General features: G+C 57.0%; 14 protein-coding genes. All 14 read right to left on the bottom strand.

Annotation, left to right across the window (positions count from 1 at the left end):
* Positions 1–166 precede the first annotated feature (166 nt).
* The gene (gene miaB / locus ACTQ52_RS05995; RefSeq protein WP_441982064.1) at positions 167–1645 is read right to left on the bottom strand and encodes a tRNA (N6-isopentenyl adenosine(37)-C2)-methylthiotransferase MiaB; all 1479 of its coding nucleotides are present in this window, start codon (positions 1643–1645) and stop codon (positions 167–169) included.
* 409 nt (positions 1646–2054) lie between these two features.
* Entirely contained in the window at positions 2055–3341 is a 1287-nt protein-coding gene (locus tag ACTQ52_RS05990) for a glutamate-5-semialdehyde dehydrogenase (RefSeq protein ID WP_441982063.1), read from the bottom strand.
* Between the two features lie 566 nt (positions 3342–3907).
* Entirely contained in the window at positions 3908–4216 is a 309-nt protein-coding gene (locus tag ACTQ52_RS05985; protein WP_441982062.1) for a DUF896 domain-containing protein, read from the bottom strand.
* Complete coding sequence (proB, locus tag ACTQ52_RS05980) at positions 4216–5094, bottom strand: glutamate 5-kinase (protein WP_441227014.1); 879 nt, start codon at positions 5092–5094, stop codon at positions 4216–4218. Before proB ends, ACTQ52_RS05985 begins: the two co-directional genes overlap by 1 nt.
* Before the next feature lie 127 nt (positions 5095–5221).
* Positions 5222–6859: an NAD(P)/FAD-dependent oxidoreductase gene (locus tag ACTQ52_RS05975; protein WP_441982061.1), complete on the bottom strand. Its 1638-nt coding sequence runs from the start codon at positions 6857–6859 to the stop codon at positions 5222–5224.
* Between the two features lie 1301 nt (positions 6860–8160).
* Positions 8161–9459 carry an ABC transporter substrate-binding protein gene (locus ACTQ52_RS05970; protein WP_441982060.1) on the bottom strand — a complete coding sequence of 433 codons (1299 nt, stop codon included), beginning with the start codon at positions 9457–9459 and terminating at the stop codon, positions 8161–8163.
* A gap of 14 nt (positions 9460–9473) precedes the next feature.
* Positions 9474–10922, bottom strand: coding sequence for a GGDEF domain-containing protein (locus ACTQ52_RS05965; RefSeq protein WP_441982066.1), 1449 nt, complete (start codon positions 10920–10922; stop codon positions 9474–9476).
* A gap of 577 nt (positions 10923–11499) precedes the next feature.
* Positions 11500–12900, bottom strand: a complete 1401-nt coding sequence (locus ACTQ52_RS05960) for an NAD(P)/FAD-dependent oxidoreductase (RefSeq protein ID WP_441982059.1) — start codon at positions 12898–12900, stop codon at positions 11500–11502.
* Positions 12901–13258: 358 nt separating this feature from the next.
* Positions 13259–14992: a putative polysaccharide biosynthesis protein gene (locus ACTQ52_RS05955; protein WP_441227010.1), complete on the bottom strand. Its 1734-nt coding sequence runs from the start codon at positions 14990–14992 to the stop codon at positions 13259–13261.
* Complete coding sequence (ybeY, locus tag ACTQ52_RS05950) at positions 14989–15486, bottom strand: rRNA maturation RNase YbeY (RefSeq protein ID WP_441982058.1); 498 nt, start codon at positions 15484–15486, stop codon at positions 14989–14991. Before ybeY ends, ACTQ52_RS05955 begins: the two co-directional genes overlap by 4 nt.
* 154 nt (positions 15487–15640) lie before the next feature.
* A complete protein-coding gene (locus ACTQ52_RS05945; protein WP_441227008.1) occupies positions 15641–16681 on the bottom strand; it encodes a PhoH family protein in 1041 nt (346 codons plus the stop codon).
* A gap of 193 nt (positions 16682–16874) precedes the next feature.
* Positions 16875–17051, bottom strand: a complete 177-nt coding sequence (rpsU, locus tag ACTQ52_RS05940) for a 30S ribosomal protein S21 (RefSeq protein ID WP_005539624.1) — start codon at positions 17049–17051, stop codon at positions 16875–16877.
* A 343-nt stretch (positions 17052–17394) separates the two neighbouring features.
* Positions 17395–20079 (bottom strand): alanine--tRNA ligase, encoded by a 2685-nt coding sequence (alaS, locus tag ACTQ52_RS05935; protein WP_410043919.1) that lies wholly within the window; start codon positions 20077–20079, stop codon positions 17395–17397.
* A gap of 82 nt (positions 20080–20161) precedes the next feature.
* Complete coding sequence (locus tag ACTQ52_RS05930; protein WP_410043920.1) at positions 20162–20746, bottom strand: hypothetical protein; 585 nt, start codon at positions 20744–20746, stop codon at positions 20162–20164.
* Positions 20747–20770: the final 24 nt, after the last annotated feature.

Here is a 20770-nt window from a genome sequence, read left to right as displayed (position 1 = left end):
TTTTGCCACCTTGGTGGCAAAATCAAGCGACGATGCCCGCGCCGTAGGCGCATCTAATGGCATCGTCTCCTTGCGTCATTTTCCTTAGCACCCTCTAGCAACGCTGAGTTTTCATGAAGAAAACTCAGCGATTGCAGAGGGCCTAGTGCCGCTTAGGGTCCCTGACTTAGATTGAACCGGTCTCGCAGTACTGTGCTTCCGACTGCCGTCCGACGAGCTCGCCGAAGTAGTAGAAGCCCTTCGACTCCGTAAGCTTCACCATCTGCATGGTGCCGATCAGCTCCTTCGGGCCCGGGAAGTGCACGAGCACGCTGTTTGAGAGCCGTCCCGTGAGGTAGCCCTCCTGGTTCTTGTTCTCATCCTCGACGAGGACCTCCATGGTCTTTCCGAGGTCGCGGGTCTCGTTCGCCGCCGAGCTCTCCTGCACGATTTTAAGAAGCCGGGCGAAGCGGTCCTTCACATCCTCCTCCGGCACCTGCTCGTAGCTCGCCGCCGGTGTGCCCGTCCGCTTACTGTAGATGAAGGTGTACGCCGCGTCGAACTGCGCCTGCTGCACGACCTCCACGGTATCCTGGAAGTCCGCCTCAGTCTCACCCGGGAAGCCCACGATGATGTCGGTGGTCAGCGCCACCTCCGGCAGCTCCCGGCGGATCTTCTCCACGAGTGCGAGGTAGCTCTCCTTCGTATAGTGCCGGTTCATGCGCTTGAGAATCGCGCTGGAGCCGGACTGCAGCGGCAGGTGAATGTGCCGCTCGATGTTCGGGTGCGTCTTCATCACCTCGATGAGCTCATCCGAGAGATCCTTCGGGTTCGAGGTCATATAGCGTACGCGCCGGAGACCCGGCAGCTCTGCCACGGCGGCGAGCAGCTCCGGGAAGCTCGTGCTGCCCGGGATGTCATTGCCATAGGAATTGACATTCTGACCGAGCAGGGTGATCTCGAGACAGCCATCCGCGATCAGCTGCTCGCACTCACGGAGGATCGCCGTCGCATTACGCGACTTCTCCCGACCACGCACGTACGGCACGATACAGTAGGTGCAGAAATTATTACAGCCGTAGCTGATGTTCACCGCGCCCTTGAAGCGGTAGCGACGGTCACTCGGCAGCTCCTCGACGATAAGCTTCGTATCCTCGAGCACCTCGAAGGTCCGCTTCCCGGTGACGAGCGTCTGGTACAGAAGCTCCGCGAGCTTGTAGACATTGTGCGTACCGAAGACGAGACGCACGTACGGATAGCGCTTCCGGATCCCCTCGACCTCGTCCTTCTCCTGCATCATGCAGCCGGTGATACCGATGATCATCCCATCGCGGCGCTCGTACTGATGCTTCAGACGGCCGACCCGACCGTACAGCTTCATGTTCGCATTCTCCCGCACCGTACAGGTCGTGAACAGCACGACATCCGCATCCCGGTCATCCTCCGTCACAGTGTAGCCGCAGCGCTCCAGGATACCGAGCAGCTTCTCACCATCCTTCGCCGACATCTGACAGCCCATGACCTCGACCATACAGTGCGCCGCATAGCCCTCCTGCTTCTTCATCTCCACGAGCTCACGGACACGGTCCATGAAATAGTACTGCCGCGCCGGCTCCTCCGCCGGTGCCTGCTCCACGATTTCTTTAAAATCTATAATGTAATCCATAAAAACAAATCATCTTTCTTTTATATCTAAGCATTGATAAGCATTCAGCTAAGGGTCCCTGAAAGGGTGGCATCAGAAGCCATACGTAGAGACCGTGTGAAATCAAGCCGGGTCCCCTTAGCGGCACTTGGTATATATCCATGCGCCTTTGGCGCTTGGATGCCCCCGGGCGGCGAGGCCGTTTTGCCACCTTGGTGGCAAAATCAAGCGACGATGCCCGCGCCGTAGGCGCATCTAATGGCATCGTCTCCTTGCGTCATTTTCCTTAGCACCCTCTGCAACGCTGAGTTTTCATAAAGAAAACTCAGTGATTGCAGAGGGCCTAGTGCCGCTTAGGGTCCCCGGCTTAGAGTTCACCGGTCTCGAAGTACTGTGCTTCAGATGCCACCCCTTCAGGGCCCTGCAGAATTCAACGGATCTGTCCATCTCCGTAGATCTTATATTTATAGGTGGTGAGCTCTCGAAGTCCCATCGGGCCACGCGCGTGCAGCTTTCCAGTCGAGATCCCGATCTCGGCACCGAAGCCGAAGCAGCCGCCATCCGTGAAGCGCGTCGACGCGTTCCAGTAGACACAGGCACTGTCGATCCCGTTCAGGAACTGCTCCGCATGCGCCGCATCCTCCGTGATGATCGACTCACTGTGCCCGGTGCTGCAGCGGTTGATGTGCGAGATCGCCTCCGCTACCGAGTGCACCGTCTTCACCGAGATCTTATAGTCGAGGTACTCCGTTGTGAAGTCCTCCTCCGTCGCCGCATGCACGAGGCGCATGTCGATGCCCTCTCCGGCCGCTGCCGCCGCCTGCACCGCCGCGTAACTCGGCGCATCACAGTACGCCTCGACCTGCATCTCCTGCAGCTTCCGAATCACCGGCACGAGCACCGTCGACAGCACCCGCTCGTCCACGACCAGCGACTCACAGGCATTGCACACACCGATGCGCTGCGTCTTCGCGTTGAACACGATCGGCACGGCCTTCGCCACATCCGCACTTGCGTCGAGGAAGATGTGACAGTTCCCGGCTCCGGTCTCGATGACCGGCACGGAAGCATTGCGCACGACCGCCTGGATCAGCCGATGCGAGCCGCGCGGGATCAGCACATCCACGTACTCATTCATCTGCATGAAGCGGTTCGTCGTCTCGTGATCCGTCGCCTCGATCAGCTGCAGTACGTTCGGGTCAATGCCGGCGGCCTCGATGGCGCTCCGGAGGACCTTCGTAATCGCGAGGTTCGAGTGGATCGCATCCGACCCACCCTTCAGGATCACGGCATTCGCCGTCTTGAAGCAGAGGGACCAGGCATCGCTCGTCACGTTCGGACGCGCCTCGTAGATGATCCCGATCACACCGATCGGCACCGCCACCTTCTGAAGCCGGAGCCCGTTTGGGCGCGTTGTCTCGGACAGCACTTCGCCGACCGGATCCTCGAGCGCCGCGATGTCACGGATCGCATCCACCATCGCATGGAGACGCTCCTCTGTGAGCCGCAGACGATCCCGGAGCCCCGCCGGCATCTGATTCTGATCTGCGATGGCGAGATCCTCCGCATTGCCCCGGAGGATCGCCGCCTGGTTTTCCTCCCGATCGAGGGCATCCGCCGCCATCCTCAGCACCTGATTCTTCTTCGCTGCATCCAGCACCGCCAGCGTCCGCGCCGCTGCACGCGCATCCGCACCGATTCGCTCAAGATCGATCATGTTTCCCTCTACTTTCTTCTTTCAGGGGTCACGAGTGACTTCCCTTAACAATCAGGGGTCCGACCCCCTTGTGACCAAATTCACGGGACGTCAGGCACTACGCGGGGGTCAGACCCCTTGGCTTTCCCGATACTTTCCGGGTCCGACCCCCTTCTGACTAAATTCACGGGACGTCAGGCACTACGCGGGGGTCAGACCCCTTGGCTTTCCCGATACTTTCCGGGTCAGATCCCCTTCCGGCTATATCAACGAGACATCAACCGCTACGCGGGGGTCAGGCCCCTTGGCCGCCCGGAAGTCAACTTGTAACCGCTCAGGCAGGTGTCTCCCGGAGGGGTGGCAACGAAGGCCATACGTAGAGACCGTGTGAAATCAAGCCGGGTTCCCTTAGCGGCACTTGGTGTTATCTCTCCTTGGAACCCTCTGCAACGCTGAGTTTTCATAAAGAAAACTCAGTGATTGCAGAGGGCCTAGTGCCGCTTAGGGTCCCCGGCTTAGAGTTCACCGGTCTCGGAGTACTGTGCCTTCGTTGCCACCCCTCCGGGGCCCTGCCTGAACGGTCACGTTTACTTCTCTTCCTTCAGTTCCTGGTCGGTTTCCGCCATGGCCTTCTCGGCATCGAGCTGGGCGTCGGTCGCAGCCATCGCCTGCTGCGCCTTCGTCTTCGGGTCGAAGGCGTCTGCGGCGTCCTGCTCGGACTGCTTCGACGCGTTCTTGATGTCTTTCAGGTACACGCCGAGGTTCGCCTTCACGGAATCGATATAGGCACGGCGAAGCGTCGCCTGCTCGGCCTTCTCCTCCTCACTAAGGCCGCTGCCCTCCTTCGACTTATGATAAAGCTCATTGATACGCTTGATATCCTGCTCTGTAACCATTATGCATTCTCCTCACTCTCGAGATACTGTACGAGATCAAAATCCTTATTTTCATGTGCTGCGAACAGTGTGCCGACATTCTCTCCCTCGAGAATCTCCGTGATCACATCCGCACTCGTGAAGCGCGCGATCACCATATCCGCACCACTGTCCGTCGAAATCCGTGCCGCCGCGAGCTTCGCACTCATGCCCCCGGTGCCGACATTGGACCCGCTGTCCGACTTCCCCATCTCGAGGATGTCCGCATTGATCTCCGGAATGAACGGGATAAACTCCGCATCCGGATTCTTCTTCGGGTCGTCCGTGAAGAGACCATCGATATCCGACAGCAGAATCACCAGATCCGCATGCACCACGGCACCGACGATCGCCGCCAGCTGGTCATTATCCCCGAAGGACTCGACCTGATTGATCTCCGACGTCGACACCGTATCGTTCTCATTGACGACCGGCACTGTGCCAAGATTCAGCAGCTCGAGGAAGGTGTTCGTCGCATTCATACGCGAACGCGGATCGAGCATGATGTTCTTCGTCAGCAGCACCTGCGACGCGATCACACTGTACTCCGAGAAAATCTTCTGGTAGGTCATCATGAGACGCGCCTGCCCGATCGCCGCGAACGCCTGCTTCTCCGCCATGCTCCGCGGACGACGATGCATCCCGATCACACTCCGCCCCGTCGCGATCGCACCCGACGACACGAGGATCACATCCTTCCCCTCCGCATTCAGATCCGAAATCACACGCACCAGCTTCTCGATCTTCCGAAGATCCAGACTCCCCGTCTCCTTGTGGGTGATGCTCGCGGACCCCACCTTAATCACGATCCGCTTCTTATTTTTTAAACTTGCTCTCATCTCATGATTCGTTTTTTCCATAACACTCCCGAGAACTGAAATATTCTATGATTCATTTCAGACAGACGCCTCGGAGTACTGTGTTTCTGCTGCCATCCCTCCGAGGCGTCGACCGAAAATAAAAAACAAATAATGGAATATTCTATAATTAATTATACGACTTGACAAGTGCTTCCGCGGCTTTCATGCCGTCCATCGCCGCGCTCATGATACCGCCCGCATAGCCGGCACCCTCACCGCACGGATAGAGCCCCGGGATGTTCGAACAGAAATCCGCTCCCCGCGGAATCCGCACCGGACTCGAGGTCCGCGCCTCGATGCCACAGAGCAGCGTATCGTCCTGCGCGAAGCCATGCAGCTTATGCTCGAAGCTCTCCATCCCCTCGATGAAGGTCTCGTTAAACTCATTGAGCGCCGCATAGGACGAGTCCGCCGGGAAGCAGAACAGCCCGTTCAGCCGACTGTAGCCGTACTGCCCCTTGATTTCTGGGCCAATGCTCCCGACCGTTTCGTCGGTGGTTTCGCGATCCGCCTTGAAATCCCCGTAGGTCTGCACCGGCACACGGCCATCCAGCAGCTGGTATGCCCGCTCCTCCAGCGTTCGCTGCAGTGCGATACCGCCGAGCGGATGGGCCGCCCCATCATAATCCGTCTTCCGAATCGACACGATGATGGCAGCATTGGCGTTCTTCCCGTCCCGGGCATGATAGCTCATCCCGTTCACGCAGAGACGCCCCGGCTCCGACGAGCTGTTCACGACATAGCCGCCCGGACACATGCAGAAGCTGTAGACACCACGCCCATTCTTCGCACTCGTGTGCGTCAGCTTGTAGGCACCCGGCCCGAGCGCCCGCCGCGTCTCCGCATCCACCGCACCATAGAGATCCGCATCGATCATCGCCTGCGGATGCTGTACACGGAAGCCCATCGCGAAGTCCTTCGCCTCCATGTGGAGACCGGCTGCGTAGAGCTCCTCATAGCTGTCGCGCGCCGAGTGACCGATCGCGAGGATGATCTTCCGATCCTTGTCCCGCACCGGATCATACGTAAACTTCGTATGGAAGTGAATCTCACCGCCGAGCGCCTCGATCTCATAGCGAATTCCGCGCACGACATCGACGAGACAGTCCGTCCCGACATGCGGCTTCGCGTCGATGAGGATGGAGGGATCTGCCCCATAGCCGACGAACAGATTCAGGATGAAACGACTGCGCCCATCCGGATCCTTCGTCAGCGTGTTCAGCTTTCCGTCGGAGAATGTTCCAGCGCCGCCCTCACCGAACTGCGGATTCGAGTCCGGCTTCAGCTCGCCTGTCGCCCAGAGACGCTCGACATCCTCGACACGCTCCTCGACCGACGCACCACGCTCATACACGATCGGATGCATCCCGGCACGCGCGAGGATCAGCGCCGCAAACATCCCAGCCGGACCGAAGCCCACGACCACCGGACGATGCGCCTCCTCCCGGAAGTAGTCACGCCGAGGCACGTCCCCGATCTTCTCACCGAGCTCCGGCGCACGATACTCGACCCGCTCGCCCATCTGGACATCCCGGTTCCGAAGCCGCTTCACCAGCTTCTCCTCCGCCCGAAGACCACCCTCCAGCTCCACCAGCAGCGTATAACTGAAGAAAATCTCTGGCCGCTTCCGCGCATCGATCGACCGCCGCAGCACCTCCAGCGTCGCGATCTCCGCCGGCTTCACCCCCAGCAGCTTCGCACACTGAAGCCGCAGCATCTTCACCGACGCCGTCACCGGAAGCTTCACCTGATTCACCTTAATCATAAAAACTCCTTTATTCAAACGCCTCAAATGAGAGGCACTGATTCACCGTTCAGAACCCACCATCGCAGGCAGCGCTCCGGGGAGCTCCACTCCGACCATTAACAAAACACTGCCATCATAACACAAAACAGGAGAAATACGAAATCATAGTAACAGTCCATCCCCCTGGCTCTCCATGGAAGTTTGAGGCTGCTCCTCATTCGCCCACCCCATAGGATTCGTGGATGACTATACGTTCTGGTCCCACCCCCGCTCATGAGGAGCCCTCAAACTTCTGGCAACCCGGGCGAAAAAGATGAAAATCGATGGTTTCATCTAATAACTGGCGGATTATGAAATAGTGGATAATATTAACATCGTTTATCATTTTAGCGCACGATGCTAAGATATCCATTATTTCATAATCGGGCAAATATTGGATAGTTTTCCGTAAAATCAGGCATACGCATATATGCGTACCATCCAATCTACCTGGATTTTTCAAATAGTGGATATGTATTTCGGGCTTCTAAGAAGAATTTCCATAAGCGTATATCCAATATACCTTCATTTATAAAATACTGGATACTCGATCCCGGATTCCTCTTGTAAAATAAGGCTTTTCATATCCAGCATTTTCAAAATCGATTAAGAGTGGATATTTTCCAGCCTTCCTCTATTATTCCAGTTCAAAAACATATCCAGTATTTTCAAAATCAAGCCATATTGGATAGGACATGCCCCAGTTTGGACCTGGAGCCCCTCTTACCGTTACCCCATCATACCTGTTATTCACGGTTTTGATACAGCCTCACCCGCTCGGCCTGAAACAGGCGCCGATTATTTGTTTGCCTGCATGGGGCGGGCCGATATGTGAGTAGATAAAAGATGTACGCCGGGGGTGGGCAGGCAAATGAGAAGAGGCGCCCCGGGTAAGCGCCCCCAAAAACCAGCTGGATTTAGAAAGAAACCCGGCTGAACTGCTACAAATTATAGACACGTAGCAGGCTGGAGGACAGGCAGCGGAAAACCTATGCACGATCACAAATAAGCCGGAGGACAGACATCGGAAACCATACGCCGAGGACGTGTAAATTCAAAACAGGACCCCTTAGAAACACTTGGAGTAATTTTTCCTCAGCACTCCTTCCAACGCCGGGTTTTCATAAAGAAAACCCGGTGATTGGAAGGAGCCTGGTGTTTCTTAGGGGTCCTGTTTTAGAATTTACCGCCGCAGGGCGTACTGTGTTTCCGATGTCTGCCCTCCGGCTGTTTGCCGTACTGCGTTTCCGCTGCCTGCCCTCCGTCCACTGTTTATTTTTTTAGGAGTTTCCCTGCAGCTGCGCGTTGATCTCCGCCGCGCACGCCTCCAGGCTCTCCTTTCCATATAAATACTTATCCGCCGTGTTCTTGAAGGCATCCATCACGGTCGACGATTCCAGCTGCGGAATCATGATCGCGTTCTCATCCTGCATCTCCCTGATCTCCTGCGCCGCCGCATACTCGAGCGAATCCACCTGCCGCGAGCTCTTCAGCGCATCCAGCGCCCGCTCCGAAATCGGTACCCCCTTCTCCGTGCCCTGCAGCCGCGCCATATCTGCGTCGTTGATGAGGAAGTTCAGGAAGCGCGCCGCCTCCTTCGGGTGCTGCGTCGTCGCACTGATCGCATAGAGCGTCGCCGGCTTCGTGTACCAGCCGCTGCGAAGCGCCCCCGGCTCCTTGATGTTGTTCCCGATGACGACATTGACCCCGGACTTAGAGAGCTCCGCGCAGTAGCGCGTCGCATCACTCGCCCAGCAGCAGGCCCCTGCCGTCGTCCCGTTTTCGAAATCCGTCGCGTCGAAATCCTCGACCCGCGGGATGACCTTCTTCTCCAGCAGCTGCTTATAGAAGTCGAGGATCTCCACCCAGTCCTCCGCCGTTCCGCAGTAGCTTCCATCCGCCGTGAACAGCACCCGGCCCGTCGTCTGCTCGAAATGCGCGACGAGGCTCAGAAACAAATGCTTCTTCACCATGCCGATCGGGTAGATCCCATCTTTCGACATCTGCTCCGCCGCCTGGAAAAGATCGTCCCAGGTCTCCGGGATGTCGAGCCCATAGCGGTCATAGACATCCTTGTTATAGAAGAACACCGACATATTGTAGGCGATCGGGATCGCATTCAGATGCCCGTTCACCGTACCGAGTGCGAGATCCGCCTCCGTATAGCGGCTGAGATCCAGCACATCCGTCAGGTAGTTGAGGTTATAGTAGCCTGTCCCATCCGGCGAGTAGGTATGCAGCCAGGAATAGTTGATCTGCATGACGTCTGCGTTCGTATGGTTCTTCATGAACACCTGATTGCGCGTCTCGTAGCCGTCCCACACACCATAGGTGTGGTTCACACGGATGTCCGGATTCTTCTCCTCGAAGACCTGGATACCGGTCAGCGTGTACTGGTGGCGTGCGTCATTTCCCCACCAGGCGTAGGAAATCGCCGTCTGCTCCGTATCCTGCCGGTAGATCGTCTGCGTGCCCTCACCGAGCACGCGCTGGTGCCAGAAGCTGCAGCCGCCGGTGCTGAGGGCCAATGCTGAGATCAGGGTGCATGCCAGTAATTTTTTCCATGCGATTTTTCTCATCCCGTCTCACCACCTTACGAAACATAGTTCGGACGTGCCTTTCCGCTGCGCTTCGCCTCATAGAGGGCACTGTCTGCACGCTTATAGACGTCCTCGAAATGATATTTTCCCTTATCCATCAGATAGATGCCGGAGCTCACGGAAATCTGGCAGATATCCCGTTCCTTCTCGAACTCCCGCTTGAAGCAGTTATAGAGATGATGGATCTCGTCATGCGCCATCTCGTTCGCCTCCTCGAAGGAAAGTTCCGGATAGTTTCGGTAGATGGCGAACTCATCACCGCCCATACGTCCGATCAGCACATTCTCGGTGAAGGCATTCTGGAGCAGCTTCGCCATTCGGATGATGACCTCATCCCCGACACTGTGGCCGAGCTGGTCGTTCACCTTCTTGAAGTTATCGAGATCGAGCATGATGAAGCTGCTCACCTGCGTTTCGGAAACCGCAGCGATCTCGTTCGTGACGAAGCTCTCGAAGGAAGCTTTATTCAGAAGTCCGGTCATGAGATCATGACTCGCCTTATCATTCAAGTCGGTTACGATGCCGGATACTGAACGGTTAAATACGGTATAGACGAAGATACCGCCGAGGATCAGCACACAGCAGATGCAGGCGACGATCAAGATCGTCTTCTGCGCGGCGATGGAATTTTCACGTGTCATCGACTCCACGGAAATCGTACAGATGACGTGCCAGCCGTTCTGGCAGCTGTCCTTCGTCACGAGATACTCGCTGTCCATTACGCTGCCGCTCTCGACACCACTCAAAAGCGATACGATATGCTCCGGAAGCATGGTGGAAACCTCACGCTGACGGCTCGAGTACAGGATCTGGTCGTCTGCATTGACCAGACGTACCGTCATATCGTTCAGTGCCTTCGGGAGCTCGAACACACTCTCGAGCTCGCGGTTATAGATGGACGCCACGACGAGCGCATGCGGATTCAGACGCTTCGTGTAGTAGAGACGGTCATAATTTCCGTTGATGCCGAAGGACCAGCCGTCCGACGTCTGCGGATTCTGTATGGTCTTCGCGAAGGTCTCATACATGCCGCCCTTCGGGAACATCGCCTTCGTCACCTGTGAGATCCAGCCGATCGTGCTTTCATCACTGTAGATGATGCCGAAATCCGAGAAGTTCTCCATGATCCCGAGATCGACGATCTTCTCGTTGATGGCCTTCTCCCGCTGCAGCTTTTTATAATCATCAAGCGTCGTATCCAGCGGATCATAGCCATAGTACTCCTCACTGGAAAAAAGGAGGGCCGCCTTCTGCTGAACCTCCCGGATATAACTATCGATATTCAGTTCCAGCTGCTTCGAATTCGCCGACACCAGCACCGACACCTGCTGCCGCAGGGTCGTATTCGAGCTGGACAACGTAAGACCCGTCACGACGATCGCCACCATCAGGATACCGAGCGAAAAGATGATGGTCATCGTCAGCTTGATCTTATGCAACATTTTGTTCACGCGTGATACTCCCCTCTATATCGCGAAACACTCATCAGACAGAGTACTAAAACCCGGACATTTACAGTGCATGTTTGATCCTATTACAACAAATCATGTACCCGATCACTAAATTTTATAAATATTTTACTATTAATTTTAAATATACGCAAGATTTACGACTGCGTTTCACGAAAAATACAGACAGCAGCGTGACTGTTCAGACAAGGGGACCAGGCGGGGCGACAACGGAGGCCATACGTAGAGACCGTGTGAAATCAAGCCGGGTCCCCTTAGCGGCACTTGGTAAATATCCATGCGCCTTTGGCGCATGGATGCCCCCGGGCGGCGAGGCCGTTTTGCCACCAAGGTGGCAAAATCAAGCGACGATGCCCGCGCCGTAGGCGCATCTAATGGCATCGTCTCCTTGTCTGTTTTCCTTAGCACCCTCTGTCAACGCTGAGTTTTCATCAGGAAAACTCAGCGATTGCAGAGGGCCTAGTGCCGCTTAGGATCCCCGGCTTAGATTGAACCGGTCTCGTAGTACTGTGCCTCCGTTGTCGTCCCGCCGGGCCCCCTGTCTGAACGGTCACACTGCGGCGTGCCGCCCGGCAACGAAGCCGGAGGCCCAGGCCCACTGGAGGTTGTAGCCGCCGCAGATGCCGTCGATGTCGAGGACTTCGCCGGCGAAGTAGAGGCCCGGGACGAGACGGGAAGCCATGGTGCCCGGATCAACCTCCGTCGTGTCGACACCACCGGCCACGACCTGTGCCTGCAGGAAGCCGTTCATCTCGACACACTCTGCCTTGAAGCGAACACTGAGGGATGCGAGGCTTCGAAGCTGCTTCTCACTGAGCTCCGCGACCGGAAGCTCTGGACGCACGCTCGCCATCCGAAGCAGAAGCTGCCCAAGCTTCTGGTGCAGCAGCCCCGTAAAGAAGCTCTCCATCTTCCGCCCCGCGAGCCGCTCCTGCCGCTGCCGGTACAGCTGAACCGCGAGGTCCTTCGGGTCCTCTGCCTTTGCAGCACAGCACGACACCTCTGCTCGCGCATTCTGCGCATTTTTTGCCGCCGATACTTCGATCGTCGAAATCCCAGAAGCCGAAGACGCTCGTTTCGAATTTCGTACTGCTGCACCTGCTTCTGTGAATCCCGGCAGGAAATTGATATAGACCGCGGCCTTCTTCCCCTCCTGCAGCGCATACGCCGCATAACGGGACAGCTGGAACACCGGGATGCCCGAGATCCCATAATCGACGAGCTGAAGCTCCCCGGCCTCACGGTCGACACTGTGCCCGTCGATCACCAGCTCGAGCACCGCCTCTGTACGGATCCCGGCGAGTGCCCGAAACGCATCTCCGGCGCAGCGGATCCCGCAGAGTGCCGGCACATACGGCACGATGGTATGCCCCAGCTTCCGCGCGATGAAGTATCCGTCCCCGTTCGAGCCCGTCTTCGGTGCCGCCTTCGAACCCGCCGCGAGGATCACTCGATCTGCCTTCACCGTCGCATCCGTACACTGAATCATAAAATATCCCGCATCTTTCTCGATGCGCTGAATATTCTTCACCTCCGCGTTATAGTGCACCTTTACCGACAGACGGTGAAGCTCCTCCCGGAGCGCATCCACGACAGCACTCGCCTGATCCGAATTCGGATAGACATAGCTTCCACGGAAACGCGGCTCCACCCCGATCGCACGGAACCAGTCCAGCACCGCCTCCGGCGGCAGCGCATCCAGCGCCGGTGCCGCAAACTCCGGATGAAAGCCCCGGAACTTCCCACCGATCCGATCACTCATATCGAGATTCGTGTAATTGCAGCGCCCGTTGCCCGTCATCGCCAGCTTCTTCCCCAGCTGCGGATTCTTCTCGATCAGCGTCACGATCGCACCGGCCCGCGCCGCCTCGATCGCCGCCATCATCCCGGCCGCACCACCACCGATCACCGCCACTGTCGTCTTCCTGTTTTCATTTCTCTTACTTTCCATACTGAACGCTCCTAAAACTTGAGTGGAAGCCATACATAGACACCGAAAAACGCAATACAATCAAGGCCCCCTGTGGACTGACTGCAGAAGCCATACGAAGAGGTCGTGAAAAATCAAGTCGGGTTCCCTTAGCGGCACTTGGTGTTATCTCTCCTTGGAACCCTCTGCAACGCTGAGTTTTCATAAAGAAAACTCAGTGATTGCAGAGGGCCTAGTGCCGCTTAGGGAGCTCGACTTAGAGTTTTCCGAGCTCGCAGTACTGTGCTTCTGCAGCCAGCCCACAGGGGGCCTTAATAATGTGATTTTTCCGGCCTCGAAGTACTGTGTTTCTACAGGCTGCCCACCGGGGCCTGTTAAATTACGAAACAAAGCGCTTCAGCCGTCCACCCATCGGCATATGATCCAGATCCTCACGCGTAAACGCATGCATCGCCAGTAACATACCGAAGTACAGCACGATCGCCACGATCACCGCCGGCACCACCATCAGCACCGAGCCGATCCGCGAGTACTTCTCTGCCTCCGGCAGCACGATCCGCACCCCGGTTGAAATTGCGAAGGCCACGATGCCCATCACCACACTCGCGATGGCCGGCATCACATAGGTCTTCGCCACACCCTGGCGGAAACGCACGTGCTTCCGGATCGCCAGCTGGTTCAGGAAGCACATCATGAACGCAAAGAGGATGTTTGAGATCACGACCGCATATACGCCCATGCCCGTCATCAGGAGAAGCAGCAGGCAGACCACGTGGAACACGAGGGAAATCAGCGCATTCACCAGCGGCACATTCAGGTGTCCGAGTCCCTGCAGGATCGCATTACTGATGGTACTGAGACTGTAGAACGCGACGGCCAGCGAACCGATCCGTGTCAGCATGATGAGCATCGCGACATGCTTTCCAGGGAACAGCATGCGACAGATCGGATCCGCCAGCGCGCAGAGCCCCACCGTCGACGGAATCGCGATCAGCATCGTGAAGCGGATACTGTAGCGCACACGGGTCACCGTATCGCGCCGGTTATGCTCCGCGACCGCCCGCGTCAGACTCGGGATCAGTGACGATGACAGAGCATTGGCCAGGGCCACTGGAATATTAAAGAGGATGTGGTACTCGCCGAAGATGCCCCACTGCGTGACGATCTCGTCGCCGTGGCCGAGCTTCGCCATCACGTTTCCGAAGATGGCGTCGTCCATGACGGAGGAAATGTTGTAGACCGTCGAGGAAATGAGGATCGGGAGCATCGTGCCGAGCAGCAGGAAGCCGATGGAGGCATAGCTGTCGACCTCACTCGTATCCTCGCGCATATCCCGGCGCATCGCCGGCACCTGGCTGAGGAAGAGGATCACGAAAAACAGCAGCGCCGTCAGCGCACCCGCACCGGTACCGATCGCACCACCCGCGGCACCGAAGGCATAGCTGTACTCCTCACTCTGGTAGAGGACGTTCGCCGTCTCTCCGCGGTGAAACAGGATGCTCGCGGCGAGCACCGAGATGGCAGCATTGACGATCTGCTCGAGAATCTGAGAGATCGCCGTCGGCACCATGTTGCCGCTGCCCTGGAAGTAGCCGCGCAGGATACCGAGGTAGGCCATGAGCCAGACCGTCGGCGCCAGCGCACGCAGCGCGAAGGAGCAGAACGGCTTCTTCAGGAAGACCTCGGCGATGGCATCTGCACCGAACCAGAGGGCACCGCACATCGCGGCACCGGCGATCGTCGCGTAGAAAAAGGCGGCACGAAGCACGCGAGCGGTATTTCGGTACTGCCGGTTCACGAGGTTCGCCGATACGATCTTCGACACCGCGGTCGGCATGGAAAAGCTGCTGAGGATCAGCAGGAGTGTATAGATACTGAAGGCACTGGTGTAGTAGCCGTTTCCTTCATCGCCGATGATTGCCGTGAGCGGCACCCGGTACACCATACCGATGATGCGCACGATGATGCTCGCGATGGCGAGGAGGGAGCCCTGCACGATGAAGTTGTTCCGGCGGTTCTGCCGCTGCTGCTCACCGGCGGTCCGCTGCACGCGCACGCTCTGCGGGTTCACCTGCCGACGCGTCGATGGACGTCTGGATGGTCGTTCATTCATCTGAAGTAGCCCCTTCCTTCCAGAATCTCCTTCTGGCGACGCTCCATCTCGATGCGCTCCTCGTCCTCCATGTGGTCATAGCCGAAGAGGTGCAGCATACTGTGGGCCACGAGAAAGGCCAGCTCCCGACGCTCCGGATGACCATACTCTGCTGCCTGCGACGCGATGCGGTCCTGATTCAGCACGATATCCCCGAGCAGCAGCTCTCCACTGTCGGGATTGAAGATATCGTCATCGTCCTCGTCGATCGCGTCGAAATCGGCCGGGCGCGCCCAGTCGACCATCGGATAGGACAGCACATCCGTCGGCCGGTCGATCCCGCGGGTCTCGCGGTTCAGCTCGTGGATCCCGTCGTCGTCCGTGATCATCACGCTGAGCTCACACTCATACGGACAGTGCTCATACTCGATCGCCGCCGCGATGATGTCCCGGATGATCGCCTCGAAATCGAGATCCAGCTTCTTCTCTGTATCAAAATCGATATTAATCGTCATAGCTTCCTTCCTCTCCCGCCTGACCAGTTCGAGAGCTCTTCTATATTCGGCCAATGCACATCTTATGCACCTGCCCGTGCGCCGTTCGACCAATGCAGATCTTGTGCACCCGCCCGCACACCGTTCGGCCAATGCAGACCTTATGTACCCGCCCTTACTCGCTGCGATGGCGGTTTTCGTTTCGATGCTCGCCGTAGCTTCGCGGACTCTGCATCGCCTGCGCGCGACGCGCACGCTTCGCCTCGTCCTTCTCGTAGGCGTTGACGATGCGCTGTACCAGCGGGTGACGGACGACGTCTGCGCTGGTCAGCTCAATGAAGGAGATGCCCTCCACGCCACGGAGGACGCGCATCGCGTCCTCGAGACCGGACTTCTTGCCCTCCTCGAGGTCCTTCTGCGTGAGGTCACCCGTGACGATGACCTTCGAGCCGAAGCCGATACGGGTAAGGAACATCTTCATCTGCGCCGGTGTCGTATTCTGTGCCTCATCGAGGATGATGTAGGCATTGTCCAGCGTACGTCCACGCATATAGGCGAGTGGTGCGACCTCGATGAGTCCCTTCTCGGCGTTCGCCTGGTACTGCTCGGCACCCATGATACTGTAGAGCGCGTCGTAGACCGGACGCATGTACGGATCCACCTTCGACTGGAGATCACCCGGCAGGAAGCCGAGCTTCTCACCGGCCTCGATCGCCGGACGGGTCAGGATGATGCGCTGCACCTCCTGCTGACGGAAGGCCGTGATGGCCATCGCCATGCCGAGGTAGGTCTTACCGGTACCCGCCGGACCGATGCCGAAGGTGATCATGTTCTCACGGATCGCATCCACGTAGTCCTTCTGGCCGAGGGTCTTCGGCTTGACCGGCTTGCCCAGTGCGGTGCGTGCGAGGATGTCCTTGTCGATCTCTACCATGTCGCTGCCCGAGCTCTTCTCGGAGAAGCTGAGAGAGATAGCATAATCTACGTTTTGCTCCGTCAGGTCGTTCCCGCGCTGGCTGAGCTCGAGAAGATTCTTCAGCACGGCTCTCGCCTTTTCGGTATCCCTCTCCTCACCGATGATTTTCAGAACGCCGTTTCGATCGATGATCGTGACATGAAAGCTACGCTCGATTTTCTTCAGGTTGCTGTCGAGAAGCCCGAGAACATTCTGCTCGTGCTCCATCGGGATATCAAAAATTGTTTCTACGCTTGCCAATGGATTCCTCCTCGCCGCCCTTCGACGGTCTTTCGTGGACTATAATCACACTTCGGGCTACACGCCGCGGACGGCGTGTCTCTGCGCCAGCGTGACCCTATCCCGAATAATAAAATAAAAATACCAAAAAAGATAGCCCTAATTCATCACTGAATCAGGGCTACATGAATCATCTATTAAGAATCATCTATAATTAGTTGAACTTACGCTTTCTGGCCGCCTCAGACTTCTTCTTGCGTCTTACAGATGGCTTCTCGTAATGCTCTCTCTTGCGAATCTCCTGCTGGATGCCTGCCTTCGCGCAGTTTCTCTTGAATCTACGCAGTGCGCTGTCCAGAGACTCGTTCTCTTTTACGATAACATTTGACATGCTGAAACCCAAACCTCCCTTCGGGTGCAAACTTAATATGTAGTATAGCACATAAAATCGCTTCGTCAAGGAAATTCTTCAGATTTTCGTGACAAATCAGCCAAGGTCCCGGAGGGACCGGCCACGGATGCCATACGGAGAGACCGTGTGAAATCAAGCTGGGTTCCCTTAGCGGCACTTGGTGTTATCTCTCCCTGGAACCCTCTGCAATGCTGAGTTTTCATAAAGAAAACTCAGTGATTGCAGAGGGCCTAGTGCCGCTTAGGGGTCCCGGCTTAGAGTTCACCGGTCTCGGAGTACTGCGTATCCGTGACCGGTCTCTCCGGGGCATCTGCTTAATTTATCACTTGATCTGCGCCTCGACAGCTGCAGAAGCGGCTGCGATCGCCTCATCGATCTTTGCAGCATCCTTACCACCGGCCTGTGCCATGTTCGGACGTCCGCCACCGCCGCCTCCGACGATCGGTGCGATCTGCTTGATGAGGTTACCGGCATGGGCACCGCTCTTCACAGCGCCATCGGTCGCCATGGCAACCATGGACACCTTGCCGTCCTTGTCGGAGATCAGGAGGATCACGCCCTCACCGAGCTTTGTCTTCAGATCATCGCCGAGATTACGAAGCTCATTCATATCCACGCCGGATACGTGTGCACCGAGGAACTTCACGCCCTTGATCTCGACCACGGAATCCATGACGTTTCCGAGTGCGTTCTGCGCCTCCTTGCTCTTCAGGGCCTCATTCTCGCTGCGAAGCTCCTTCACTTCCTTCTGAAGGGACTGGATGTGTTCCTTCAGGGTCGCCGGCGTCGCCTTCACGAGCTCAGCGGCCGCGATCATCTCATGCTCGAGATTCTCGTAGTACTTACGAACATTGTCCCCGGTCAGTGCCTCGATACGACGCACACCGGCTGCAACACCGGTCTCGGACAGGATCTTGAACTGACCGATCTGCAGGGTGTTCTTCACATGGGTACCACCGCAGAGTTCGGTTGAGAAATCGCCCATGCGAACGACACGCACCTCTGCACCGTACTTCTCGCCGAAGAGCGCCATCGCACCGGACTTCTTCGCCTCCTCGAGGGTCATGACATCGGTACGAACCTCGAGACCCTCCTGGATCTTCTCGTTCACCATGTCCTCGACCTTCTGAAGCTCTTCTCTCGTCATCGCCTGGAAGTGTGAGAAGTCGAAACGGGTTCTGCCTGCATCCTGGAAGGAGCCGGCCTGCTCAACATGGGTACCGAGTACCTCACGCAGTGCCTTCTGAAGAAGGTGGGTCGCGCTGTGGTTACGGCAGGTCGCCATGTGATTCTTCTCGTCGACCTTCAGGGTCACGGTATCGCCGAGCTTCAGCATACCCTTGCGCATCACACCGATGTGGGCGATCTTGTTGCCGCCGACATGCTCCGTGGATGTCACCTCGAACGCGGCCTCGCTGCCGAGCTCGATCACACCGGTATCACCGACCTGGCCACCCATGGTGCCGTAGAACGGGGTCTCCGCCGTGATGATCGCGCCATGCTCGCCATCGGAAAGTGCCTCTACGACGGCATCCTCTGCATCGGCATCGCCTGCTGCGAGGGAAACCATCGCCACGATCTTCGAATCCGCCTCAAGCTTGTCGTAGCCGACGAAGCTGCTTGCGATTGCCGGATCGAGCTCATCATATACGGTCGCTGCGTGGCCGCTGTAATCTGCCATCTTACCGGAAGCGAGACGATCGTTACGTGCCTGCTTCTTCTGGCTGTCCATCGCCTCCTGGAAGGCCGCCTCATCAACGGTGAAGCCCTTCTCCTCGAGGATCTCCTTCGTATTATCGAGCGGGAAGCCATAGGTATCATAAAGCTTGAACGCATCCTCGCCGGAAAGCTCATGCGCACCGCTTGCGGCGAGCTTCGCCTCCATCTCCTCGAGGATCGCCATGCCCTGCTCGTAGGTCTTCTCGAACTTCTCTTCCTCCGCCTTGATAACGCTCAGGATGAAGTCCTTCTTCTCTTCAAGCTCAGGATAACCGTCCTTCGAGGTCTCGATGACACGGCTTGCCAGCGTCGGCAGGAAGGAGCCACCGATGCCGAGCTTACGTCCATGACGTACGGCACGACGGATGATACGACGGAGTACATAGCCACGGCCGTTGTTGGACGGCATGATACCATCGGAGATCATGAAGGTCATCGCACGGGAGTGATCGGTCACGATACGTACCGATACGTCGCTCTCCTCGCAGCCCGGTGCCTCATACTTGACGCCACCGGCGAGCTCGCAGATGAGATCACGAAGATCCTTCAGCGTATCGACGTCGAAGATGGATCCTACATCCTGAACAGCGACGGCGAGACGCTCGAGACCCATACCGGTATCGATGTTCTTCTGCGCGAGGTCACTGTAGTTTCCCTTACCATCATTGTTAAACTGAGAGAATACGACGTTCCAGACTTCCATGTAACGGTCGCCCTCGCCGCCCATAACGTCCTCCGGGCCGTTTCCGTACTTCTCACCACGATCATAGTAGATCTCGGTACATGGTCCGCAAGGTCCGGAGCCGTGCTCCCAGAAGTTGTCTTCCTTGCCGAACTTGTAGATGTGGTCCTCCGGGATATGCATCACATTCTTCCAGATGTCATACGCCTCCTGATCGTCTACATAGACAGACGGATACAGACGGTCCGGATCCAGGCCGACACGCTCGGTCAGAAACTCCCATGCCCATGGAATCGCTTCCTTCTTGAAGTAATCACCGAAAGAGAAGTTTCCGAGCATCTCAAAGAAGGTACCGTGGCGGGCTGTCTTACCAACATTCTCTAGGTCACCGGTACGGATGCACTTCTGGCAGGTGGTGACTCTGCGTCTCGGCGGAATCTCCTGTCCTGTAAACCATGGCTTCATCGGTGCCATTCCGGAATTGATAATGAGCAGTGAATTGTCATTATGCGGAACCAGTGAAAAACTGTTGATCCGTAAGCATCCCTTCTCCTCGAAGTAGCTCAGGAACAGCTCACGCAGCTCATTTACGCCTCTGTACTGCATTCTCGTTCTCTCCTTGCTTTGTTTCATATATAAGCCCTTTACGGGCATCTTAGACATTAACTCGTAAAATATAGCACAGCGCTCAGAAACTTGCAAGATAGGAGCGGTAATCCTTCAGGAGGTCGTAGCAGCGTTCGCGTGTGAGGGCGATCTCACGGCTCAGGTAATCGATGTTCTCCATCACGCTGAGCTTATCCTGGTCGAGCTCTTTCATGCACTCGTGGTTCCGCGAGATCAGAAACGCGCTCGCCGAGGCGATGTAGGCGTCCTTTTCGCTCTCTGTCATGTTCGCGGTGATGGCACGGCCGAGCGCCTCGAGCTCCCGGTTCCAGAGCTTCGCGATCGTCGTATAGTCCTCCTTCAGCGCACTCCCCTGCTGTTCGACGGCGGCGATGTCCTCGAGTGCCCGGATCTCGGCGAAGGCAGACTCGAACTGCGCGATCTGGTCGACAGACGCTTCCGCTGCCTCACTTTCCTGCACCGGCGTCGTCTCTGCAACGATCAGCTGCTCCCTCGTTTCGGAGGGAGCAGCTTCCGTCGTCACCATCGACGCATGGCGGATCAGCGCCTGATCAAGATAGATCCGAATCCCCAGGGTGATCGCCGCAAGGATCAGTACCAGAAGTGCAATCCCCCGGAGCATTCGGCTTGAAACATGTTTTCTCATCTGTATATCAGAAGCTCCCCGTAT

This window comes from Oribacterium sp. Sow4_G1_1 (assembly GCF_052116105.1).
Classification (GTDB): Bacteria; Bacillota; Clostridia; order Lachnospirales; family Lachnospiraceae; genus Oribacterium.
This window is presented reverse-complemented; position numbering and strand designations above follow the sequence as displayed.